The sequence below is a fragment of the Nonomuraea sp. NPDC050536 genome, from assembly GCF_044457685.1.
Taxonomy (GTDB): Bacteria; Actinomycetota; Actinomycetes; order Streptosporangiales; family Streptosporangiaceae; genus Nonomuraea.
In genome coordinates this window covers 42,170-64,240 of record NZ_JBITHD010000006.1, presented here as the reverse complement: position 1 = coordinate 64,240, position 22,071 = coordinate 42,170, and the positions used below count along the sequence as shown (strand labels likewise).

19 protein-coding genes are annotated in these 22,071 nt (G+C 70.6%); 9 read left to right on the top strand and 10 right to left on the bottom strand.

The annotated features are described in order from the left end of the window. Window positions 1-39 precede the first annotated feature (39 nt). Genes ACIBHX_RS18890 through ACIBHX_RS18880 form a run of 3 tightly spaced genes read right to left on the bottom strand, consistent with a single transcriptional unit; the run spans window position 40 to window position 3,959 of the window. Window positions 40-1,440, bottom strand: a complete 1,401-nt coding sequence (locus ACIBHX_RS18890) for a phenylacetate--CoA ligase family protein (RefSeq protein WP_397068398.1) — start codon at window positions 1,438-1,440, stop codon at window positions 40-42. Window positions 1,441-1,449: 9 nt separating this feature from the next. Beyond that, window positions 1,450-2,112: a response regulator gene (locus tag ACIBHX_RS18885; RefSeq protein ID WP_397068397.1), complete on the bottom strand. Its 663-nt coding sequence runs from the start codon at window positions 2,110-2,112 to the stop codon at window positions 1,450-1,452. Next, window positions 2,109-3,959, bottom strand: coding sequence for a sensor histidine kinase (locus ACIBHX_RS18880; protein ID WP_397068396.1), 1,851 nt, complete (start codon window positions 3,957-3,959; stop codon window positions 2,109-2,111). The genes ACIBHX_RS18885 and ACIBHX_RS18880 overlap by 4 nt, the downstream gene beginning before the upstream one ends. 167 nt (window positions 3,960-4,126) lie before the next feature. Here ACIBHX_RS18880 and lon point away from each other — a divergent pair, with 167 nt between their 5' ends. Continuing rightward, window positions 4,127-6,487 (top strand): endopeptidase La, encoded by a 2,361-nt coding sequence (lon, locus tag ACIBHX_RS18875; protein WP_397068395.1) that lies wholly within the window; start codon window positions 4,127-4,129, stop codon window positions 6,485-6,487. Window positions 6,488-6,582: 95 nt separating this feature from the next. On the opposite strand, the gene ACIBHX_RS18870 is transcribed toward lon, so the two are convergent. The 3 genes from ACIBHX_RS18870 to ACIBHX_RS18860 all read right to left on the bottom strand — a co-directional run bounded on the left by ACIBHX_RS18870 (window position 6,583) and on the right by ACIBHX_RS18860 (window position 10,787). Beyond that, window positions 6,583-9,471 carry a histidine kinase gene (locus ACIBHX_RS18870; protein ID WP_397068394.1) on the bottom strand — a complete coding sequence of 963 codons (2,889 nt, stop codon included), beginning with the start codon at window positions 9,469-9,471 and terminating at the stop codon, window positions 6,583-6,585. A gap of 88 nt (window positions 9,472-9,559) precedes the next feature. After that, window positions 9,560-10,252 carry a hypothetical protein gene (locus tag ACIBHX_RS18865; protein ID WP_397068393.1) on the bottom strand — a complete coding sequence of 231 codons (693 nt, stop codon included), beginning with the start codon at window positions 10,250-10,252 and terminating at the stop codon, window positions 9,560-9,562. 94 nt (window positions 10,253-10,346) lie between these two features. After that, complete coding sequence (locus tag ACIBHX_RS18860; RefSeq protein ID WP_397068392.1) at window positions 10,347-10,787, bottom strand: MarR family winged helix-turn-helix transcriptional regulator; 441 nt, start codon at window positions 10,785-10,787, stop codon at window positions 10,347-10,349. Between the two features lie 86 nt (window positions 10,788-10,873). Here ACIBHX_RS18860 and ACIBHX_RS18855 point away from each other — a divergent pair, with 86 nt between their 5' ends. The 8 genes from ACIBHX_RS18855 (at window position 10,874) to ACIBHX_RS18820 (ending at window position 19,464) form a co-directional block, all read left to right on the top strand. Then, entirely contained in the window at window positions 10,874-11,854 is a 981-nt protein-coding gene (locus ACIBHX_RS18855) for an FUSC family protein (protein WP_397068391.1), read from the top strand. Further along, entirely contained in the window at window positions 11,838-12,986 is a 1,149-nt protein-coding gene (locus ACIBHX_RS18850; protein ID WP_397068390.1) for an alpha-amylase family protein, read from the top strand. Before ACIBHX_RS18855 ends, ACIBHX_RS18850 begins: the two co-directional genes overlap by 17 nt. Window positions 12,987-13,249: 263 nt before the next feature. After that, the gene (locus tag ACIBHX_RS18845) at window positions 13,250-14,200 is read left to right on the top strand and encodes a methionine ABC transporter ATP-binding protein (RefSeq protein ID WP_397068389.1); all 951 of its coding nucleotides are present in this window, start codon (window positions 13,250-13,252) and stop codon (window positions 14,198-14,200) included. A gap of 37 nt (window positions 14,201-14,237) precedes the next feature. Continuing rightward, entirely contained in the window at window positions 14,238-14,894 is a 657-nt protein-coding gene (locus ACIBHX_RS18840) for a methionine ABC transporter permease (RefSeq protein ID WP_397068388.1), read from the top strand. A gap of 9 nt (window positions 14,895-14,903) precedes the next feature. Then, window positions 14,904-15,734, top strand: a complete 831-nt coding sequence (locus tag ACIBHX_RS18835) for a MetQ/NlpA family ABC transporter substrate-binding protein (protein WP_397068387.1) — start codon at window positions 14,904-14,906, stop codon at window positions 15,732-15,734. Window positions 15,735-15,918: 184 nt separating this feature from the next. Continuing rightward, window positions 15,919-16,428, top strand: a complete 510-nt coding sequence (locus ACIBHX_RS18830; RefSeq protein ID WP_397068386.1) for a hypothetical protein — start codon at window positions 15,919-15,921, stop codon at window positions 16,426-16,428. A gap of 114 nt (window positions 16,429-16,542) precedes the next feature. Next, complete coding sequence (locus ACIBHX_RS18825; protein WP_397068385.1) at window positions 16,543-18,072, top strand: acyl-CoA synthetase; 1,530 nt, start codon at window positions 16,543-16,545, stop codon at window positions 18,070-18,072. A gap of 147 nt (window positions 18,073-18,219) precedes the next feature. After that, entirely contained in the window at window positions 18,220-19,464 is a 1,245-nt protein-coding gene (locus tag ACIBHX_RS18820) for a S1C family serine protease (protein WP_397068384.1), read from the top strand. 72 nt (window positions 19,465-19,536) lie between these two features. Here the strand turns inward: ACIBHX_RS18820 and ACIBHX_RS18815 are convergent, their stop codons facing one another. The 4 genes from ACIBHX_RS18815 to ACIBHX_RS18800 are packed head-to-tail and all read right to left on the bottom strand — an operon-like array spanning window position 19,537 to window position 22,067. Next, a complete protein-coding gene (locus ACIBHX_RS18815) occupies window positions 19,537-20,277 on the bottom strand; it encodes an ABC transporter permease (RefSeq protein ID WP_397068383.1) in 741 nt (246 codons plus the stop codon). Further along, complete coding sequence (locus ACIBHX_RS18810; RefSeq protein ID WP_397068382.1) at window positions 20,270-21,163, bottom strand: ABC transporter ATP-binding protein; 894 nt, start codon at window positions 21,161-21,163, stop codon at window positions 20,270-20,272. Before ACIBHX_RS18810 ends, ACIBHX_RS18815 begins: the two co-directional genes overlap by 8 nt. Then, on the bottom strand, window positions 21,160-21,468 hold the full coding sequence (locus tag ACIBHX_RS18805) for a transcriptional regulator (RefSeq protein WP_397068381.1): 309 nt from the start codon (window positions 21,466-21,468) through the stop codon (window positions 21,160-21,162). Before ACIBHX_RS18805 ends, ACIBHX_RS18810 begins: the two co-directional genes overlap by 4 nt. Beyond that, window positions 21,465-22,067, bottom strand: a complete 603-nt coding sequence (locus ACIBHX_RS18800) for a hypothetical protein (RefSeq protein ID WP_397068380.1) — start codon at window positions 22,065-22,067, stop codon at window positions 21,465-21,467. Before ACIBHX_RS18800 ends, ACIBHX_RS18805 begins: the two co-directional genes overlap by 4 nt. Window positions 22,068-22,071 lie beyond the last annotated feature (4 nt).

The following is a 22,071-nucleotide window of genomic DNA, read 5'->3' as shown; positions in this document are numbered from 1 at the left end:
CCGGCGTCACCAGCAGGAGTGATCTCGCCGGGTAGCTCCTTAGGATGATCGCGTGTAGCGGTGCTTGGCGCCGGGCGGGAAGTAGCCGGGGTCGCCCGCGGCGCGCAGCCTGACGACGGGGAGCTGCCGCTCGATCGGCACGTAGGCGGCGAACTCGCTGTTGATCCGCTGGAGCTGGAGCATGATCGCGCCGGCGATGAGACCGGCGAGCCCGCTGTCGGACGGGACGCCCGCCGGCAGGTCGTCCTCGTCGCCTGCCAGGCCGGGCCGCAGCTCGACCGTGACGGTCAGGTGCCGGGCGCGCTCGGCGTCCTCCACCACCTCGAGCACGAACTTGCCGGTCACCGCGGCCGCCACCTCGGGCTGCTCCAGGCCGATCGCGATGTTCTCCGGATACACGTTGGCGCCGTAGTAGGACACGGTGAAGTGGCTGCGGCCGAAGACGTAGGCGAAGGGCCGCTCGGGGCCGGTCGAGTCCGGCTCGAAGCCGTGCCCGCGCACGAACTCCAGCATCCGGCCGTGCTCGATCAGGCCGCCCTCGTCGGCGATGTGGTAGCGGATCAGCGGGACTCCGTTGTCGCCCGAGAACAGCAGGGTGCCCTGGTGCTCCTCGAAGAAGCGCACGTCCGGGTCGTACTGCACCAGGGTCGGCAGCCGGGACTCGCCGAACAGTTCGCGCGCCGTGCCGGGGCTGCCCGCCAGGAACCTGCGAATCTCGATCGACAGCGGCGTCTCGTTGCCCAGCACGCCCGCGTCGGCCGTGCCGTACAGCGAGGCCGTGCCGCGGACGGGGTCGGCCATGCCGGTGCGCTCGGCCATCAGCGCTCGCCACTCCTCGCTGAAGACCTCGCCCGCGGTGACGAGCTTGACGTCCCACTCGGCCCACGGCAGGTCGCAGGAGTCGATCACGTCCTTGAGGAAGGGCGGGTAGCCGAGCAGCACCACCTGGTCGAAGTGCGGCGCCAGGTCGGGCAGGACCCGCGCGATCTCGCGCCGATCGCTGCCGGGGGCGACGGCGGTGATCGGGTAGCCGCGCCCGGCCAGGTGGCGCAGGCAGTTCAGCGTGAACAACCCGCCCACCCAGGTGCCGAGCGCGAAGCAGACGACGGCCAGCGTGGTGCGCTCGCGGGCGCGGAAGGCGTCGCGGAACACCTCCTCGAACCGGTCGGCGATGACCCGCTCGTCGGCGGCCGAGCGCGGCCAGTACGACGGCACGCCGGTCGACCCGGACGACACGGCGATCACGTCCCCGATCACACCGTCACGGCACAGCCGGGGGAGCGGGTGGCGGCGCGTGTAGTTGTCCTTCGTGGTGAAGGGCAGCCGCTTGAAGTCCTGAAATGTCGTGATGTCTGAGGGCTTGATCGCGTGCTCGGCGAGAAACTCCTGATACGCCGGCACGGTCGCCGCGACGTGGTGGAAGAGCTCGACGGGGTCCACCCGTCGACTCTATTCCCCGGGGCGGACCAGGCCCGTCTCGTAGGCGTAGACGATGGCCTGGGCGCGGTCGCGCAGGCCCAGCTTCATCAGCACGCGGCCGACGTGCGTCTTGACCGTCTGCTCGGCCACCACGAGCTTCTCGGCGATCTCCTGGTTGGACAGGGCCTGCGCGACCAGCGCGAGGACCTCGGTCTCGCGCTCGGTGAGGTCGGCCAGGCGCCGGCTCGTGGGCGTGCGCGGCGCGCCCAGGCGGGCGAACTCGTGGATGAGGCGCTTGGTGATCCCAGGGGAGATCAGGGCGTCGCCGGCGGCCACGATCCTGACGGCCTCGGCCAGCTGGGCGGCCGAGGCGTCCTTGAGCAGGAAGCCGCTGGCCCCCGCCCGGAGCGCCTGGTAGACGTAGTCGTCCAGGTCGAAGGTCGTCAGGATCAGCACCTTGGCCGAGATGTCGGGGGAAGCGGTGATCTGCCGGGTCGCCTCGAGCCCATCCATGACCGGCATCCGCACGTCCATGAGGATCACGTCAGGTTTGAGCTCGCGGGCCCGCGCGACGGCCTCGGCGCCGTCGGCCGCTTCGCCGACCACCTCGATGCCCCCCTGGCTGGCCAGGAACACGGTGAAACCGGTCCTGACCATCCCCTGATCGTCGGCGATCACCACGCGGATCGTCACGTACCCTCCATCTCGTCTTGATCGCCGTTGTCGGCGTCCTGGTCCGGCACGGGCAGGACGGCCAGGACCTCGAAGCCGCCGTCCCGCGTCGGCGCCGCCTCAAGTGTGCCGCCGAGCAGCGCGGCCCGTTCACGCATGCCCACCACGCCCTGCCCCGCCCCCTCGGGGCCGCCGGGCCGCGTGCCGGGGCCGTTGGCGACGCGCAGCCGTACTTCGCCCGGCTCGTGGGCGATCCGCAGGGTCACCGTGGCGCCTGGCGCGTGCCGCATCGCGTTGCTCAAGGACTCCTGCACGATCCGATAGGCCGAGAGCCCCACCGCCGGCGGCACGCCGTCCGGCGAGTCCGGCTGCTCCACGCGCACGGTCAGTCCGGTGGCGCGGGCGTTGGCCACCAGCTCCTGGATGCGGTCGAGGCCCGGCTGCGGCGCGGTGTCGACGCGGCCATCCTGGTCACGCAGCACGCCGAGCACCTGCCGCAGCTGCGCGATCGCGTCCAGCGACAGGCCCCTGATCTCGGCCAGCCCCGCCTCCAGCTGCGCCGCGTCGCCCGCGGCCTTCAGCGGCACGGCCTCCGCCTGGATCGCGATCACCGACATGTGGTGCGCCACGATGTCGTGCAGCTCGCGCGCGATGCGGGCGCGCTCCTCCAGTACGGCCTGCGCCTCCTCGGCCTGGTGGGTCTTCAGCTCCTCCTCGCTCAGGCGAGCGGCGGCCAGCCGGCGGGCGCGCACGTTGTAGCCGAACAGCAGGGCGATGCCGACCACGACCATGGCGATCGGCATGGAGTTCGGATCGATGATCCAGGCGACCACGAAGGTCACGAACCAGATGGCGATCGAGATCTTCCTGTCGCACCGGACCGCCGCCGAGTACGCCACCAGCAGGTACATGATCGACATCTGCGCGATGTACGGCCCGCCGAGCTGCGCCAGCACGTACACGGCCAGCGGCGTCAACACCAGCGCGGTTCGCCAGGCGGCCAGCGGCCACCGGTTGCGCAGCCCGAGGGGCAGCGCGGCCGCGGCGGCGACGAAGTAGACAAGGCCGAGCGGCTGCCGGAACGGAGAACCGGCATTCCAATCCAGGGTCTCGCTGAGCGTCGTGCCGAAGAAGACCCACATGATCACGAGGTCGATCGCCTGGACGGGATCGAAGGATTTGACGGGTGCCCAGCGTGGCAGCGGGACGCGCCGCCAGCGCGGGCGCGGCGGGAGCGGGTCGGCGTCCCCCTCGAACAGGGCCAGCCGGAAGGGCAGGATCGCCGCCTTCGTCGCGCGCTTCAGCTGGCCCGGCCACCTCCAGAGGGTCGGTACCGGTGGCGGAGGGACATAGGGATCCTTGCGCATGGCGCGGACGCCGTGACCGAGCAGCCCCGCCACCGCCACCACGGCCGATCCGATCAGCGCGCTGGACGAGGCGGCGGCCAGGGTGCCCGCCATGGTGACGACGCCCGCGGCGATAGTGATCCGCCGGTCGCATCGCGCTCCCACGGAGTACATGACCAGCCCGTACATGGCGGCGGCGGGCAACAGGTCGGGGTCCTGGTTACCGCTCAGGGCGGAAGCCACGGCGACCAGGGGGAGCAGCGCCAGGCTCACCCGCCAGGCGCCCAGCGGCCACTGGTCGCGCAGCGCGATCGGCAGCGCGACCAGGATCGCGAGCATGGATGCCATGGTCTCGCTGATGCCGTCGGAGGACTGCGTAGCGGTAATGGCATAGGCCACGACGGCCAGGACGAGGTCGACGCCCTGGGCGACACCGAAGTAGCGCCGGGAACGCATGCGCGGAGGGTCGGCCTCGCCGTCGAACAGGGCGAGCCGGAAGGGCCTCACCACTGCCGAAATCACCCTGCCCACCCTATGGGCGAATCTGCACCCCGTACGTCACCCCCTGGAGCTAACCCAGGAGTATCAGTTACATAATTACGATCGCCGTGAGCGAACATCGGCAAGGTTGGGAACAATGCGGGACTCCAATGACTTGAGTCCGTATAACTCAACCCATTGGAGTTCGCATGAGTGAGAACTTGATCCTCCCGGTCCTGCCGCTGGACGACGAGGTCGTGCTGCCCGGCATGGTCGTGCCGTTGGACCTGTCTGACTCCGAGGTGCGGGCGGCCATAGACGCGGCACAGGCCACTGGGCGTAACAAGCCGCGAGTCCTGCTCGTTCCCCGCATCGACGGGCGTTACGGCGCCATCGGCGTGCAGGCAGTGGTGGAGCAGGTCGGAAGGCTTCCCGGCGGCGAGCCGGCGGCCGTGGTCCGCGGCGTCAACCGGGCCAGGGTGGGCACAGGCACGACCGGCCCCGGCGCCGCGCTGTGGGTGGAGGTCGACACGATCGACCAGGTGCCGTCCGGCGAGCGCGCGCAGGAACTGGCCAAGGAGTACAAGTCGCTGGCCACCACGATCCTGCAGAAGCGCGGCGCGTGGCAGGTCGTGGACCAGGTCAACCAGATCGACGACCCGTCCGTCCTGGCCGACAGCTCCGGCTACACCCCGTGGCTGACCACGGCGCAGAAGGTCGAGCTGCTCGAGGCCGCCGACCCGGCCGACCGGCTGGCCAAGCTGGTCGAGTGGTCACGCGAGCACTTGGCCGAGCTGGACGTGGCCGAGACGATCCGCAAGGACGTCCAGGAGGGCATGGAGAAGCAGCAGCGGGAGTTCCTGCTGCGCCAGCAGCTCGCCGCCGTCCAGAAGGAGCTCAGGGAGCTCAACGGCGACTCCGCCGAGAGCGAGGAGGAGGACTACCGCGCCCGCGTGGAGGCCGCCGACCTGCCCGAGAAGGTGCGTGAGGCGGCGCTGAAGGAGGTCGACAAGCTGGAGCGGACCTCCGACCAGTCTCCCGAGACCGGCTGGATCCGCACCTGGCTCGACACCGTCCTGGACATCCCCTGGAACACCAGGACCGAGGACAACTACGACATCATCGGCGCCCGCGCGGTGCTGGACTCCGACCACACCGGTCTCGACGACGTCAAGGACCGCATCCTCGAGCACCTGGCCGTGCGCAAGCGCCGCCAGGACAAGGGCCTGGGCGTGGTCGGCGGCAGGCGCAGCGGCGCCGTACTCGCCCTGGCCGGACCTCCCGGAGTGGGCAAGACCTCGCTCGGCGAGTCCGTGGCGCGCGCGATGGGCCGCAAGTTCGTCCGCGTCGCCCTGGGCGGCGTCCGCGACGAGGCGGAGATCCGCGGCCACCGGCGCACCTACGTCGGCGCGCTGCCGGGCCGCGTGGTCCGCGCGATCCGCGAGGCGGGCTCGATGAACCCGGTCGTGCTGCTCGACGAGGTCGACAAGGTCGGCGCCGACTACCGGGGCGACCCGACGGCCGCCCTGCTCGAGGTGCTGGACCCGGCGCAGAACCACACGTTCCGCGACCACTACCTCGAGGTCGAGCTGGACCTGTCGGACGTGCTGTTCCTGGCGACGGCCAACGTGCTCGAGGCCATCCCCGGGCCGCTGCTCGACCGGATGGAGATCGTCTCGCTCGATGGCTACACCGAGGACGAGAAGCTGTCGATCGCCCGCGACCACCTGCTGCCCAAGCAGCTCAAGCAGGCCGGCTTCGAGCCCGAGGAGATCGCGTTCGAGGACGACGCGCTGCGCCGCCTGGCGGCCGAGTACACCCGCGAGGCCGGGGTCCGCTCGCTGGAGCGGGCGGTCGGCCGGGTGATCCGCAAGGTCGCGGCCAAGGACGAGACCCCGGTCACCGTCACCGCCGAGTCGCTGGTGGACTACCTGGGCAGGCCCAGGTTCGTGCCGGAGTCGTCGCTGCCGGAGTCCAAGCAGCGCACCTCGGTGCCCGGCGTGGCCACCGGCCTGGCCGTCACGGGAGCGGGTGGCGACGTCCTCTACGTCGAGGCGTCCCTGGCCGACCCGGAGACCGGCGAGACGGGCCTGACCCTGACCGGTCAGCTCGGCGACGTCATGAAGGAGTCGGCGCGGATCGCGCTGTCCTACCTGCGCTCGCACGGCGCGGAGCTGGAGCTGCCGGTCACCGCGCTGAAGGACCGGTCGGTGCACGTCCACTTCCCCGCGGGAGCCGTGCCCAAGGACGGCCCCTCGGCGGGCGTGACGCTGACGACCGCGCTCGCCTCGCTGCTGTCGGGCCGGCTGGTCCGCGGCGACGTGGCGATGACCGGTGAGATCTCCCTCACCGGGCGGGTGCTGCCGATCGGCGGCGTCAAGCAGAAGCTCCTGGCGGCGCACCGGGCGGGCATCACCACGGTGCTCATCCCGGCCCGCAACGAGCCCGACCTGGACGACGTGCCCGAGGAGGTCCGCAACGAGCTGACCATCCACCCGGTCAGCGACGTCCGCGAGGTGCTTGACCTCGCACTGGCTCCGGCTGAGGTCGCGACCACGGTCGCCGCCTGATCCCCAGCCCGAACAGGCCCCGCCGCATCTTTCCGCGGCGGGGCCTGCGTTGTCCGGGCACCATGGCCCCCTGGCCCGCCGTACGGGGCGCGGAATCACAGGGGGAGGCGGGCCGTGACCTTGGTGCCGCCGCGGGCCCGTGAGGCGATGTCGCACCAGCCGCCCACCTCCGTGGCACGTTCCCGCATCGAGGTGAGGCCGACGCCGGTTCTCGGGGCGGCGGGCAGGCCCGCGCCGTCGTCGTGGATCGAGATGTGCAGGGCGTCGGCGGTCCTGCTCAGGTGGACGCGCGCCGAGTCGGCCGCCGCGTGCCGCCTGACGTTGGTGAGCGCCTCCTGGACGATCCGGTAGGCCGCCAGCTCGACGGCGGCCGGCAGCTCGCCCAGCCGCTCGCTCACCTGGACCTCCACCCGCGGCCCCGGCGCCTTGGCGAACTCGACGAGCGAGCCCGCCAGCCCCAGGTTGTCCAACGCGGGCGGGCGCAGCCCGTCGACCAGCTCCCGCACCGACACCAGCGTCGCACCCATCCCGTCGTGCACCAGCGTCAGCAGGTCTGCGGCCCGCGCGGGGTCGCCGGGCAGCGATCGGCGGGCCGCGTCGAGGGTCATGGTGACGCTGGTCAGCGCGGGTCCGAGCCCGTCGTGCAGCTCCCTGCCCAGGCGGCGCCGCTCCTCCTCGCGCGCCGCCGCGATGCGCTCGCGTGAGCGCCGCAGGTCCGCCGCCAGATGGACGGCGTGCGCCAGCTCGGCCAGGTGCTTGGCCATCACCGCGAGCGGCTCCCGCCTGGCGCCCGCCAGCCGGGACCGGCTGAGCAGCAGCCGGCCCACCGGCTCGCCGTGCCAGGCGAGCGTGACCACCTCGGGGGTGCGGCCGAGCCGCCCGTCGGCGTACAGCTCGCCGTCCACCTCCACGCCCGCCCCGCGCGCGCCGACGGCCCAGCGCAGCAGGGACGTGGCGGTGGCCAGCGCCTCGGAGGGCTCGTCCGCCTGCTGCACGCTCCTGCTGAGCTTGTCGGCGGCCCGGTACGGGTCGCGTTCGACGCCGAGGAGCTGGTCGACGGAGCGCTGCAGGCGCAGCCGCACGGGATGGAAGAGCCCGCCCACCGACAGGGCGGCCACCAGCCCGGCGGCCGGGCCGAGGTCGCCGGCCAGCCGGTCCCCGGCCCAGATGAGCACGGCGTACAGGATGGTCAGGACGGTGGCGAGCGCGCCGTACACCAGGGCCCGGTCGAGGATGACGCGGATGCCGTAGAAACGGTGCCGGAGCACGGCCGCGACCACGGAGATGGGGACACCCGCCGTGACCATCAGGTGCACGAAGACCGCGGCCGTGCCGAAGTCGAGGGGCTGCCTGAGCACCCAGACGACCGCGTAGCCGACCATGGTGGCGACGTACCAGGCGATCTGCCGCCTGGTGACGCGGTCGCCCTTCCAGTACCTGATCCCGACCGAGGCGATGGCCGCCAGGCAGAGCGGGAGGTACACCCAGCCGAGGTTCTGCTCCATCCACCACGGGAAGCCTCCCAGCGCCTCGACGCCGAACGGGTTGGCCAGAGGAAGCTCGGTCTCCTTCTGTGAGTTGGGCATCAGCGCCATCTCCACCGTGTGGACCACGATCACAGCGAGCAGGCCGTACAGGACGAACCGCCAGCGGCGCGAGGGCAGGCGGCCGTCGGGGAAGAGCAACGGCATGATCCCGCTGAAGGTCATGAACGGGTAGATCCAGCCGAAGATCGAGGCCCAGTTGAGGTAGGGGAGCAGCGGGTTGCCCGGCATCTCCTGGTACATCAGGTGGGCCAGCGTGTAGACCAGCTCGTAGAAGGACCAGGTCACGCCCACGCTCCACATGAGCCAGGGGACCAGCAGGCCCCTGCGGAAGGTGATGACGAACGCGCCCCCCGCGGGGAACAGCGTCCCCAGCGGGTCGAGCGGCTGCAGCCCGCCCGCCCAGTTCGTCTTCCACGCCATCCAGGTGGCGACGAACACGGCCAGCGGCGACAGCACACCTCCGGCCCACGCGATCCCCACCACCAGCCGCCGCACCCACGGCCGCCCCGGCTCCTCGTCCGCGGGCTGCTCCGGCTCGGGCGCCGGCTGTGCGGGCCGCGAGGGCCGCGACTCCAGCCGTGGCTCCCGGTCGCCGGGAGCGGGCGGATGGAGCCCGTACACCAGGTCGCGAACGTCGGTGACCGCCCCGGCGAGCTCCTCGCGCACCCGCACCAGCACCCCGTCGACCCGCTCCAGCTCGCCACCCGCGCGCGAGGGCGCGGTGGCGGGGTCGAGGACCAGGGCGCGGGCGGTGCCGACCTCGGTGGCCAGGGTCGCGAGCGTCGAGCCGAGCCCGTCGCCGAGGACGCGCAGCAAGCGGGCGCGTTCCTGCTCGCGCGCGGCCAGCAGCTTCTCGCGCGACTGCCGCAGCTCCTCGGTGAGCTGTACGGCGTGCGCCACCTCGGCCAGGTGCCTGGCCAGCATGTCGGGCAGCCCGGCCGCCGCGCGCCGCGGGGATCCGGACACCAGCAGGCGCCCGACGGTCCGGCCGTGCCACACCAGCGGTGTCATGACCGGCTCGCCGTCGAGGGCGCCGTCGGTGACAGCGTCGGCGCCGTCGACCTCGACCCGCACCCCCGGCACCCGCAGCGCCTGCCTGATCGCGGCCGCGCCGGAGGCCAGCGCCTCGGCGGGCCCGCCGGCCGTCTGCACGGTCTGGCTGACGGCGTCCACCAGCTTGTACGGATCGCGCTCCACCTTGAACAGGCGGTCCACGAGCAGCTGGAGGCGCCGCCGTACCGGATGGAACAGTGCGCCCGCCGCGAGCGCGGCCACCAGGCCCTCGTCCGAGCCGAGCCCGTCGGCGGCCAGCCGGCCCACGGCGATCAGCCCGAAGTAGACCGCGCCGATGACCGCGGTCAGCACCGTGTAGACCAGCGTCCGGCTGATGATCACGCTGGCGGCAGCCGTCGCCCCCAGTAAGAGTTTTCGCCCCATTTCAGGCGAGATAATAGGGGCCGCGGGTGCCTTGATGGCAGGGTAGGGTGCACTCACTTCTTCAGCCGGTCACGTCTGGCCGGCATGCTCACTTCGATCCGGCTGCGAGCGACTCCCACTCCAGCTCGGACATCCGCAGCACCCGCAGACCGATCGTGCCCAGGGCGAGCGCCGACAGCGCACTGAGCGCCAGGCTCGCCGGGCCGTAGGGGACGAACATGAAGCCCAGGTACCCGGCGGCCGCCGCGAGCGGGACCCACCAGTGCGCGAACCCGGCCCGCCACACCGCCGCCACCAGCAGCGGCACCCCGAAGACGGCGAAGAACATCCACGGCATCTGGTAGCCGAACGTGGTCGAGGGCAGGCCGAGCATCTCGTGGGTCAGCCGCTCGGCCTCCGCCGGGTAGTGCTGCCCGAACCACCATTCGACCGGGTCGGTCAGCATCAGCGCGGACAGGTTGATCGCGCCCAGCACGGTCAGCGTGCCGACCACGTGACCGAAGATCACGCCCTTGCGGGCCAGGAGCCGGAGCATTCCCACCATGGCCAGGGCCATGAGCAGCCAGCTCCAGTGGTAGAGCACCGACTCGACCTGAGCCAGCGCCGGGTTGGCACCGTAGCTCACGGCCTCACGGTCGTCGCCCCAGGTGCCGGGGTCGACGGCGGCGGCGATCACCGCCAGCAGCGGCGCCAGGATGAGCAGCGATCCCGTGGCGATCCGCCGGAATCTGGCGGGGGAGCGGAGCAGGGTCGGCCGAGAGGTGGCCGGGTTGTCGAGCATGGCAGGGTCCTCACACGAGCGGCTTTTCTTTCGTCAGCCTGGAAGCTAGGCGCGCACCCAGGTCCGCCGCGTCCCCCGCGTGGCCGACCGGCCCTCACCCTCCCGGCTGACCCGGCCGGTCGAGGAGCTTGCCGAGCAGGTCGGCGGCGATCTGGAGGATCTGCCGCTCCGCGGGCGTGAGTGACTCGGCCATCCGGCGGGCCAGCCACCGGTCGGAGTCGGCCACCTGCTCGAGCAGTACGGCGGAGCCCTGGTCGCTGAGCACGATGTGGTGCTGCCGCCGGTCGTCGGGATTGCGGGAGCGGCTGATCAGCCCGTGTGCCTCGAGCGAGGCGAGGACCCGGGTCACCGACTGGGGCTGCAGGTGCTCGGCGGCGGCCAGCTCACCCGCCGTCATCGCGCCCCGCCTGTGCAGGTGGCCGAGCAGGGCCAGGCCCAGCCTGCCCGGGCCTTCGGCGGTGCGCTCCTCCCTGAGGCGCCTGCCCAGGGCGGTGGCCGCTCTGCGCAGGTCTACTGCCGTCTGCTCGTCGTTCACATTTACTACGCTAACACTTACTGACTTCTGCTCTATCTCCTGCTGTTCAGGCGAAATTAACTACGCATAGCGTACGATCTGATGCCATGGCTGTTCTACGGGAGGCTCGCGGGATGGGCGTGGCGGCCCTCGGCATGGGCGTGCCCGTCGCCTGGGGCGTCCTGGTGGGTCACCCGGCGCTGGGCGCCCTGGCCGCGATCGGCGCCATGTCGGCGGGCTCCGCGCGGACCGGCCTGGGGACCACGGTGGGGCGGGTGGCCTGCGCGGCCGTGGCGGGCGGGCTCGGGGTCGCGCTGGCGGGTCACGGCTGGGCCGTGGTCGCCGTCGTCGGGCTCGCCGTGCTGCTCGGCGGGATGAGCAAGTCGACGGCGGAGCTGAGCGTCCGCTTCGTGACGCTCATGGTGATCGCCACCGGTCTCCGCGGCGACCCGCTGGGTGTCGCGGTGCTGGCCGGCGGTGGAGCCGGGTGGGGAGCACTCACCGGCCTGCTCGCCGGGACACGCAATGACGGGCCCGCTTCGGTGGGGACGCGGGTCGCGCGGTGGCGGGGGATCGTGCGGCTGTGGTGGGGGCGGCTGGGGACGTGGACAGGGTGGCAGTACGCGGTACGGCTGGCCCTCTGCCTGGCCGTGGCCGAGGGGATCGGCGCCGTGTGGGCGCAGCCGAGCCCGGCCTGGATCGCCGTCACCGTGGTCATCGTGGTCGGCAGGCGCGCCGACGGCGCGCTGCGGCGGCCGCTCGAGCGTGCGGCGGGGACCGCGGCGGGGGTGACGGCCGGGTCGGCGATGCTGCTGTGGGTCCCGCCTCCCTGGGCGCTGGTGCCCGTCGTGGCCGTGCTCGCGGGCGTCAGGCCGCTGCTCAAGGAGCGGAACTACACGCTGTACGCGATGGTCATGACCCCGCTGGTGCTGCTGCTGATGCAGGGCGGCGCGCCCATCACGCCCGCCACGATCGGATACCGGCTGGCCGACACCGTCATCGGATGCGCGGTAGCCCTCGCGATCGGGTATCTCCCCTGGACGATCAGAAAGAAAGCCGGGAGGAACGCACATGCCGTCGTGGACTGACCACGCGATCTGGTGGCACGTCTACCCGCTCGGCTTCACCGGCGCGCCGAAGCGGGCCGAGCCGCGGATCGTGCACCGGCTGAGGCAACTGGAGCCGTGGCTGGACTACGCCGTCGAACTCGGCTGCTCCGGCCTCATGCTGGGGCCGATCTTCGCCGCCGAGACCCACGGGTACGACACCGTCGACCACTTCCGCATCGACCCCCGCCTCGGCGACGAGCGGGACTTCGACTCCCTGGTCGAACAGGCCCGCGGGCGCGGGCTGAGGATCCTGCTCGACGGCGTGTTCAACCACGTCGGCCGCTCGTTCGCCGGTCCGCGGGACTTCCTGACGGAACGGACCTTCGAGGGGCACGATCGGCTGGTGGTGCTGGATCACGGGCGGCCCGCCGTACAGGACTATGTCGCCGAGGTGATGGACCACTGGCTCGGCAGGGGGGCGGCGGGGTGGCGGCTGGACGCGGCCTACGCCATGCCCGCGGAGTTCTGGGCGGGAGTGCTGCCGGGGGTCAGGGCCCGGCATCCGGAGAGCTGGTTCGTCGGGGAGATGATCCACGGCGACTACGCCGGATACGTCGAGCGTTCCGGGCTCGACTCCGTCACCCAGTACGAACTGTGGAAGGCCATCTGGAGCTCGCTCAACGACGGGAACCTGTTCGAGCTGGCCTGGGCGCTCGACCGGCACAACGGGATGCTCGACACCTTCGTGCCACAGACGTTCGTCGGCAACCACGACGTCACCAGGCTCGCCACCCGCCTGGAGGACCCCCGCCACCTCGGGCACGCGCTGGCGATCCTGTTCACCGTGGCCGGCATCCCGAGCGTTTACTACGGCGACGAGCAGGCCCTGACCGGGCTCAAGGAGGAACGCGAGGGTGGCGACGACGCGATCAGACCCGCCTTCCCCGGCACTCCTGGCGAGCGGGGACCGGTCTACCGCCTGCACCAGCGCCTCATCGGCAACCGGCGCCGGCATCCGGGCGTCGTCAGGGCCCGCACCAAGGTCGACCACCTGACCAACAGGACCGCCGCGCTCACGACCGCCGACGTGACGCTGCTGCTCAACCTCGACGACGAGCCCCAGCTGATCGGCAGGGTCGAGGTGCCGCCGCACGCCTGGCACCTGGCGTGACTCAGCTCACACGAAATCCCGGGAATATCGGTGGGTAAAGGGATCGTTAGCACGCACGTGAACGAGATGTGTCGACGAATGCGCGCCACGGGCTGTCGAGCCCGCTGAGCCATCTGCCCGCCCATCGTCGATAGGTAGACCATGATCGTTCCCAGCTTCGTGCTGCGAAGGCTGTCACACCTGCCCTTCCATCCCGGCACGCACTAACCCACCCCACAAAGCCCGAAATTTCCAGCTAACGGCTATTTTGTGGGGATTCTTCCGTGATCCAGGCTTCCGGCCTGCGCAAGCTGTACGGCGACACCGTCGCGCTCGACGGCGTCGACCTGCACGTGCGCGAGGGCGAGATCCACGGCGTGCTCGGCCAGAGCGGCGCCGGCAAGAGCACGCTCCTGCGCTGCGTCAACCTGCTCGAACGGCCCACCGCCGGCACCGTGACCGTGGCCGGCCAGGACCTGACCGCGCTGCGCGGCCGCGAGCTCAACCGCGCTCGCCAGCGCATCGGCATGATCCACCAGCACTTCGCGCTGCTGTCCTCGCGCACGGTCGCGGGCAACGTGGCCTTCCCGCTCGAGGTCATGGGCGTGCCCAGGGCCGAGCGTGAACGCCGCGTCGCCGAGCTGCTCGACCTCGTCGGCCTGGCAGGACGCGGCAAGGACCATCCCCGCCAGCTGTCCGGCGGCCAGAAGCAGCGCGTCGGCATCGCCCGTGCCCTGGCCGGCAACCCGTCGGTGCTGCTGTCGGACGAGGCCACCTCCGCCCTCGACCCGGCCACCACCCAGTCGATCCTGGCCCTGCTCAAGCGGCTCAACACCGAGCTCGGCGTGACGATCCTGCTCATCACGCACGAGATGAGCGTCGTCAAGGCGGTCTGCGACTCGGTGGCCATCATGGCGGGCGGCCGCGTCGAGGAGTCGGGCACCATCGCCGACCTGATCAGGACCCCAGGAGCGCGGCTCACCCGCGAGATCTTCCCGCTGCCCGAGCCCGCCCCGGCCGGCTCGATCACGCTCACCTTCACCGGCGACCCGCGCCAGCCGGTCGTGTCGGAGGTGGTCAGGAAGTTCGACGTGGAGCTGAGCATCCTCGGCGGCGCCATCGAGGAGCTCCCGGCCGGCCCGGTCGGCCGCCTGCGCGTCGCCCTGACCGGCGACGCGGACGCCGCCCTGTCCCACTTCCGCGACCGCGGCCTCCTGGTGGAGGTCGCCGCATGACCACCCATCCGGTACGGCAGGCCTCGAGGGAGGGCGCATGACCTGGGACGAGATCTGGCCCCTGCTCATCGAGGCGGCGGGCGACACCGCGGTGATGGTCGGCTGGTCCACCCTGTTCACCGTCGCCTTCGGGTTGCCCCTCGGCGTCGCCCTGGTCGTGCTCGACCGCGGCGGCCTGGCGCCCGCGCCGGCGGTCAAGTCGGTGCTCGGCGTGATCGTCAACGTCGGCCGATCCCTGCCGTTCATCGTGCTGATGATCGCGATCATCCCGTTCACCCGGCTCGTCGTCGGGACCACCATCGGCACCGCCGCCGTGGTCGTGCCGCTGACCGTGGGCGCCGTGCCGTTCTTCGCCCGCCTGGTGGAGACCGCGCTGCGGGAGGTCGGCACCGACGTGGTCCAGGCGGCCCAGGCCATGGGGGCCGGCCGTACCACGATCGTGCGGAAGGTGCTGCTGCCCGAGGCCCTACCGGGGCTGGTGGCGGGGCTGACCGTGACCGTCGTGGCGCTGATCGGGTACTCCGCGATGGCGGGGACCGTCGGCGGCGGCGGGCTCGGAGACCTGGCCGTGCGCTACGGCTACCAGCGTTTCGAGACGCTGGTCATGATCGTCACAGTGGTGCTGCTCATCGTGATCGTGCAGCTCATCCAGAGCCTGGGCGACCTCGTCGCCCGGCGGCTATCGCACAAGTAAGGAAAAATCATGAAGTTTCGTAGCCTTGTGGGCGCTATTGGCCTGTCGTTGTTGCTCGCCGCATGCGGAACGTCGCAGTCCGCGACGAACGGCGCCGCGCCGGAGAAACCCGCGGACGCCGTGCTGAAGGTGGGCGCGAGCCCGGTGCCGCATGCGGAGATCCTGAACTTCGTCAAGCAGAACCTGGCCCCGGCGGCCGGGCTGAAGCTCGAGGTCGTGGAGTTCACCGACTACGTGCAGCCCAACGTGCAGCTCAACGAGGGCCAGCTGGACGCCAACTTCTTCCAGCACAAGCCGTACCTGGACGACTTCAACGCCTCCAAGGGCACCAAGCTCAGCTTCGTGACCCCGGTGCACCTGGAGCCGCTCGGCCTGTACTCCAAGAAGATCACCAGCGTGGCCGCGCTGCCCAGCGGCGCCACCGTGGCCGTGCCCAACGACGCCACCAACCTCGGCCGCTCACTGAAGCTGCTGGCCGACAACGGGATCATCACCCTCAAGGAGGGCGCCGGTACCGCCGCCACCGAGCGAGACGTGACCGGGAACCCGAAGAAGCTGGAGTTCAAGCCGCTCGAGGGCGCCCAGCTGCCGCGCTCGCTCGACGACGTGGACGCCGCCGTGATCAACGGCAACTACGCCATCGAGGCCGGGTTCAAGCCCGCCTCCCAGGCGCTGCTGCTGGAGAAGAGCCAGGGCAACCCGTACGCCAACGGGCTCGTGGTGCAGGCGGGACACGAGAAGGACCCGAACATCGTGACCCTGGGCAGGCTCCTTCAGGACCCGAAAGTCAAGGACTTCATCAACAAGAAGTATGGAGGTTCCGTGATTCCCGCCGAATGATATTGAAATAGCGGGAAAAATCGGGAAAACGGTCTTATCAAGCGTTTTGTAAGCGGGCGGCAATCCGTGAGGCGTACGAATACGGGGACAAACCCACCTCTCCCGAGGAGGCCCCAAAGTGCGATTCGTTTCACGAATCCTCATCGGTGTCGCAGCCGTCACAGCGATGGCGGTAAGTGCTCCAGTGGCCGCGAACGCGGCGCCCGCTTCCACGACCTCGTCCCACTTCTACGAGGCCGACTGGGGGCCGTACTACTCCAGTAACCACAAGGCCAGTGCCGAGGGCCACGTCACCGTGGACAAGCAGGCCTACAAGTACTGGTACTGGAAGACGTTCTACGTCAAGCAGAAGTTCTGCTGGTTCGACAGCCACGGAAACAAGCACTGCAAGATCGTGATCAAGAAGATCAAGAAGCACGTGTGGGTGTGGAAGTACAACTACTTCTACACCGTCGACAGCACGCTCACCGACTACAAGTGGTGGGGGTACAACAGGTGCGCGTGGGAGACGTTCAAGGTCGTGAACTACGACGGCTCCTCCTACTTCAAGAGCTTCTACAACTGCTCGCCGGACCCGCAGGACTACTCCTTCTCCGGTAAGAACGCCGCCCACATCTGGGTGGACGTCAGCAGGGGCAACAAGTTCCACCCGACCGGGTACCACTCGGGCTGGATGGACGTGTACCACGCCTGACGGCGCAAGTGACTGGGCAAGTGATCGGGCAAGCCGCGGCCTCGGAGGGGGGCCGCGGCTTCGCCGTACTCGGAGACCTTTCGGGGCGACAAATAACAGAATAGTGTTCGGTTCATGCATCCGGGAGCCATCGCAGCAGTCACCCCCGACAAGCCCGCTGTGATCATGGCGGGCTCCGGGCAGGTTGTCACCTACCGCCGGCTGGATGAGGAGTCGAACCGGCTGGCCCACCTGTTCCGCGCGGCCGGGCTGCGGCCCGGCGACCACGTGGCGTTCATGCTGGAGAACCATCCGCTCTTCCTGGCCGTGGCCTGGGCCGCGCACCGGTCGGGCCTGTACTACACCGCGATCAGCTCCCGCCTGCAGACCGACGAGCTGGCCTACATCGTCGGCAACTGCGAGGCCAGGATCTTCATCACCTCCGCAGCGGTCTCCCCGTCGATCGACGCGATCGGGCCCCGGGTGGAGCGCAGGCTGATGCTCGACGGCGTCACGGCGGGCTTCGAGTCCTACGAGGAGGCCGTGGCAGGGATGCCGGTCACGCCGATCGAGGACGAGGTCCAGGGCGGCGACATGCTCTACTCCTCCGGCACCACCGGGCGGCCCAAGGGGGTCAAACCCGCCCTCAGCGGTGCGCCTCTCGGCGAGCCCACCGTCCTGCTCAGGCTGATCCAGGGGCTGTTCGCGCCCACCTGCGACAGCGTCTACCTCTCGCCCGCGCCGCTCTACCACGCCGCGCCGCTGCGCTACAGCATGCAGTTCCAGCGGCTGGGCTGCACGGTCGTGGTGATGGAACGCTTCGATCCCGAGCGCTACCTGGAGGCGGTCGAACGCTTCCAGGTCACGCACTCGCAGCTCGTGCCCACGATGTTCATCAAGATGCTCAAGCTCCCCGAGGAGACCCGCGCCAAGTACGACGTCTCGTCGCTGCGGTGCGCCATCCACGCGGCCGCGCCCTGCCCGATCCCGGCCAAGGAGGCGATGATCGAGTGGTGGGGCCCGATCATCCACGAGTACTACGCGGGCACCGAGGGCAACGGCTTCCTGTACACCAACTCCCAGGACTGGCTCGCGCACAAGGGCACGGTCGGCCGGTCGCTGCTCGGCACCGTGCACGTGTGCGACGAGGACGGCAACGACGTGCCGACCGGCGAGCACGGCACGATCTACTTCGCCGACAGCGCCCGCTTCGAGTACCACGGCGACCCCGACAAGACCAGGTCCGTCCAGGACCCGCAGGGGCGCGGCTGGACCACGCTCGGCGACATCGGCTACCTCGACGCCGACGGCTTCCTCTACCTCACCGACCGCCGCTCCTACATGATCATCTCGGGTGGGGTGAACATCTACCCGCAGGAGGCGGAGAACCTGCTGGCCCTGCACCCCAAGGTCGCCGACGTGGCCGTGTTCGGGGTGCCGGACGAGGAGATGGGCGAGCAGGTCAAGGCCGTCGTCCAGCCCGCCGACATGGCGGAGGCGGGCCCGGAGCTGGAGGAGGAGCTCATCGCCCACTGCCGAGCCCGGCTGGCCCACTTCAAGTGCCCCAAGTCGGTGGACTTCAGGGAGGAGCTCCCGCGGCATCCGACGGGCAAGCTCTACAAGCGGCTCCTGCGCGAGGAGTACTGGCCCGCGGGAACCGCATGAATTTCCGCCCGGCGGCCCCGGCCGGCGTGTCCCTGAGCAGCACCGATAAGAATCCCGTCAGGGCTCTGAGGAACCTCTGATCAACCCCTTAGCCTGCACTTACGCGACTCTTGACACCCTTGGGTCATCGGGACTTGAGGAGATGAGATGAACGCGAACGAGCCTCACGAGCAGGGGACGGGCGGCTGGAGCCAGTTCGGCGCCACGCCGCCCTCGGCCGGGGGCTTCCCCCGGCGGGACACGGTGATCATGGACACGCCGCCGCCACCTCCCGCGCCGCCGAAGAAGCCGGGCTTCACCACCGCCCAGAAGGCGGTCGCCGGGCTCGCGCTCGCGGCCATGGCATTCGGCGGCGGCGTCGCAGGGGCCGTCGTCGCCAACTCCTTCCGCAGCGAGCCCGTGGTGGCCGCGGCGCCGAGCCCGGTGTTCAAGTCGGCGTCGAACCAGTTCACCGTGGCGCAGGTGGCGGCCAAGGTGCAGCCGTCGGTCGTGGCGATCCAGCTGTCCAACGTGGGTGGCTCGGGCGTCGTGCTGTCCCCGGACGGTCTGATCCTCACCAACAACCACGTCGTGGCCTCGGCGGGCAACGGCGGCCCCATCACCGTCAAGTTCAGCGACGGCAAGACCGCCAAGGCGACGGTCATCGGCACCGACGCGGCCACGGACCTGGCGGTCATCAAGGCGCAGGACGTCTCCGACTTGACCCCGCTGCCGCTGGGCAACAGCGACAACCTCAAGGTCGGCGACGCGGTGCTGGCCATCGGCAGCCCGCTCGGCCTGGACGGATCGGTCACCGCGGGCATCGTCAGCGCGCTCAACCGCACCCTCAGGGAGGGAAGCGACGAGCAGCAGCAGCAGGTGCCGCCGGGCTGGGGGCAGCTCCAGCAGCAGCAGGAGCAGGACCAGGCGCAGCCGACCACGATCGGCGACGCCATCCAGACCGACGCCGCCATCAACCCGGGCAACTCGGGCGGCGCCCTGGTCAACGCCGCCGGGCAGCTCGTCGGGATCAACACCGCGATCGCCACGCAGGGCAGCAGCGGCAACATCGGCGTCGGCTTCGCCATCCCCGTCAACACCGCCAAGCAGGTCGCCGACCAGCTGGTCAAGGACGGCAAGGCCACGCACGCCTTCCTCGGCGTGAGCGTCACCGACGCCACGGGCGACGTGCCGGGAGCGCTGATCCGTCAGGTCAGCTCGGGAAGCCCGGCCGCCAAGGCAGGACTCAAGCAGGGCGACCTGATTACCAAAATTGGCGACAAGGCGGTAGACGGTGGCGATACCGTTGTGGGCCAGGTCAGAGGTTTCAAACCGGGCCAACAGGTCAAGATCACATATATGAGGGACGGCAAGCCCAACGAGGTGACCGTCACCCTCGAAGAGAAGAAATAACAGACCCCCTCATGGACGGGTGCGTCGTCGAGATCGCTGCGGACTCGGCGACGCACCCCCCCGTACGCGGTCTCACGAGAAGCGGCGGCCCTCGTCACGGCGATACGCCCAGGCGGCGGCCGCTCCGGCGGCCACGGTCCACACGCCCAGCATCACGATGGGCACCACCTTGACCGGCTGGTCGGTGGTGACCGCCCAGATCAGCTCGACCATCCCGCGGCTGGGCACGTACGGCGACACGGTCGCGATCAGCGACGGCATGGCCATCGGGTTGCCGAGCAGCCCGCCCAGGATCGCGATGGGGAAGAAGAGGATCTGCGAGACCGCGATGGCGGCCTTGGGCGGCAGCAGGTAGCCCACCAGCAGCCCCAGCAGCATGAACGGCACCGACCCGGCCAGCAGCGCCACCACCCCGGCGGCCAGGCCCGGCACGGTGATCCGCGCCGAGGTCAGCAGCCCGGCGATCACCAGCACCGGGATGACCGACAGCAGCGAGATCGCCATCGTCGTCAGGATCCGCCCGGCGAAGCGCGGGAACGGCCCGGCGGGCAGCGTCCGCAGGTAGGCGTCCCACGGCTGCGAGCGGTCCTGCGCCACCGAGATGCCCAGCCCGATCAGCGACGACGACATCGCGCCGAAGGCCATCATCGACCCGGTGGCCATCGTCGAGGCGAGCGGATCGTCGGCCGCGAACGGCACCACGAACGCCAGCATCGCGGCCGCGGGGAAGAACGCGCTGGCCACGATCCCGATCGGCACCCTGAGCTGCTCCATGAACTGGTAGCGGGTGTGAGTGAGGACCAGGCTAGGCATCGGCGGTCTCCTTGGCGGTGATGGCGAGGAAGGCGTCCTCGAGCGTGGTCGGCTGGATCTCCAGCCCCGTGAACGGCACGCCGCTGCGCACCAGGTCGACCACCAGCCGGTCGGAGTCGCCGGTGACCAGGTGGAAGCGGCCGTCCTCGCGGGAGGAGCCGAGCACGCCGGGCAGCGCGGGCAGACTCTCGGCGCTCAGCGTGACCCGCCGGACCCCGGCCATGTCGCGCACCGCCTGCACGGTGTCGTCCACCAGGAGCCGGCCGTGCCCGACGACCACCACCCGGTGCGCGAGCGCCTCGATCTCCTCCAGGTAGTGGCTGGTCAGCACCACGGTGCCGCCGTCGGCGTGGAAGGCCCTGATGCCGTCCCACAGGGCCCGGCGGGCCTCGACGTCCAGGCCGGTGGTGGGCTCGTCGAGGAAGACGATCCTGGGCTCACCCGCGAAGGCCAGCGCCACGGCCAGGCGCCGCTTCTGCCCGCCGGACAGCCCGCCGATCTGCCGCTTGGCCAGGTCCTCCAGCCCGAACCTGGCCAGCAGCGCCGCCCTGGCCTGCGGGGTACGGCTGCCGCGGGGGAAGTGGGCGGCCACGAAGTCCACCAGCTCGCCCACGCGCAGCGCCTCGGGCAGGCCGGTCTCCTGCGGCGTCACGCCCATGCCCCGCCGTACCGCGGGATCGGACGGAGCGCCGCCGAGCAGCTCGACCAGCCCGGACGTGGGCTTGCGCAGGCCGACGAACAGGTTGATCAGCGTGGACTTGCCCGCGCCGTTGGGCCCGAGCAGTCCGACCAGCTCGCCCTCGCTGATGTCGAGCGAGACCCGGTCGAGCGCGAGCACGTCGCCGTAGCGGCGGCTGACCTCGACGGTCCTGGCCAACGTGGTCAAGGGGTACCTCCAGCGGTGTCGAGCAGGGCGCGGATGGCCATCGTGTACTCCTCGAAGGCCAGCCGGCCGCGGCGGGTGAGCGCGATGTAGGTGACGGGGGTGCGGCCCTTGTGCGTCTTGGTGATCTCGATGTAGCCGGCCTCTTCCAGCTTGGTCAGGTGCACCGAGAGGTTGCCCGCGGTCATGCCGAGCACGTCCTTCAGCCCGGGGAAGGCCAGACGGTCCCCTTCGGGGAGCGTGTTGAGCGTGGCCACCACGCGCAGCCTGGCCTGCGCGTGGATGACCGGGTCGAGCTCCGGGATCACGCCCGCCACCGCATCAGGCAGCCCGCCACGATCGTGCCGCCGCCCGCCAGGAGCGACAGCAGCAGCGCCTGCACGCCCGGCGTGAAGCCGACGGCCACCCCGTCGACCAGCAGGACCCAGCAGCCGAGCAGGAACATCGGCCACTCGCGGCCGAGCGCGCCGCCCGTCATGTAGAGGATCCCGACGACCAGCATGGCCAGCGCGGTGGAGATCTGGCCCATCTGGGCATCGGTGAGCATGGGGCCCAGGCGGAGGTCGACGAAGCCGACGACGAAGAAGCCCGCCATCCAGGTTGAGCCCCACATCGCCCAGCCTCTGGAGGACTCGCCGCGGATGCGGCCGGTCGAGCGGCGGATCGAGAAGATCATCACGATCAGCGCCACGACCTGCAGGCCCATCAGCACCGTCAGTGCGAGCTGCCAGCCGATCGGAGCCAGCCCGTGCCCGTCGAATCCGTAGGTCAGGAAGAACGCGGCGTAGCCGAGCAGCCACGCCACGCCCCACGGCACATACGTCAGCAGCGGGTCGGGCGACAGCCGCCGTACGGCTTCGGCCTGCTGCTGTTCGATGATCCGCATCATCTCAGCCGGGTCGTTCATCCCA

What these genes read in the sequence shown, in the direction of transcription:
- ACIBHX_RS18835 (WP_397068387.1), top strand. Translation starts at nt 14,904, where the DNA reads ATGAAGTTTCGTAGCCTTGTGGGCGCTATTGGCCTGTCGTTGTTGCTC.
- ACIBHX_RS18870 (WP_397068394.1), bottom strand. Translation starts at nt 9,471, where the DNA reads ATGGGGCGAAAACTCTTACTGGGGGCGACGGCTGCCGCCAGCGTGATC.
- ACIBHX_RS18815 (WP_397068383.1), bottom strand. Translation starts at nt 20,277, where the DNA reads ATGCCTAGCCTGGTCCTCACTCACACCCGCTACCAGTTCATGGAGCAG.
- ACIBHX_RS18800 (WP_397068380.1), bottom strand. Translation starts at nt 22,067, where the DNA reads ATGAACGACCCGGCTGAGATGATGCGGATCATCGAACAGCAGCAGGCC.
- ACIBHX_RS18850 (WP_397068390.1), top strand. Translation starts at nt 11,838, where the DNA reads ATGCCGTCGTGGACTGACCACGCGATCTGGTGGCACGTCTACCCGCTC.
- ACIBHX_RS18855 (WP_397068391.1), top strand. Translation starts at nt 10,874, where the DNA reads ATGGCTGTTCTACGGGAGGCTCGCGGGATGGGCGTGGCGGCCCTCGGC.
- ACIBHX_RS18865 (WP_397068393.1), bottom strand. Translation starts at nt 10,252, where the DNA reads ATGCTCGACAACCCGGCCACCTCTCGGCCGACCCTGCTCCGCTCCCCC.
- ACIBHX_RS18825 (WP_397068385.1), top strand. Translation starts at nt 16,543, where the DNA reads ATGCATCCGGGAGCCATCGCAGCAGTCACCCCCGACAAGCCCGCTGTG.
- ACIBHX_RS18840 (WP_397068388.1), top strand. Translation starts at nt 14,238, where the DNA reads ATGACCTGGGACGAGATCTGGCCCCTGCTCATCGAGGCGGCGGGCGAC.
- ACIBHX_RS18820 (WP_397068384.1), top strand. Translation starts at nt 18,220, where the DNA reads ATGAACGCGAACGAGCCTCACGAGCAGGGGACGGGCGGCTGGAGCCAG.
- lon (WP_397068395.1), top strand. Translation starts at nt 4,127, where the DNA reads ATGAGTGAGAACTTGATCCTCCCGGTCCTGCCGCTGGACGACGAGGTC.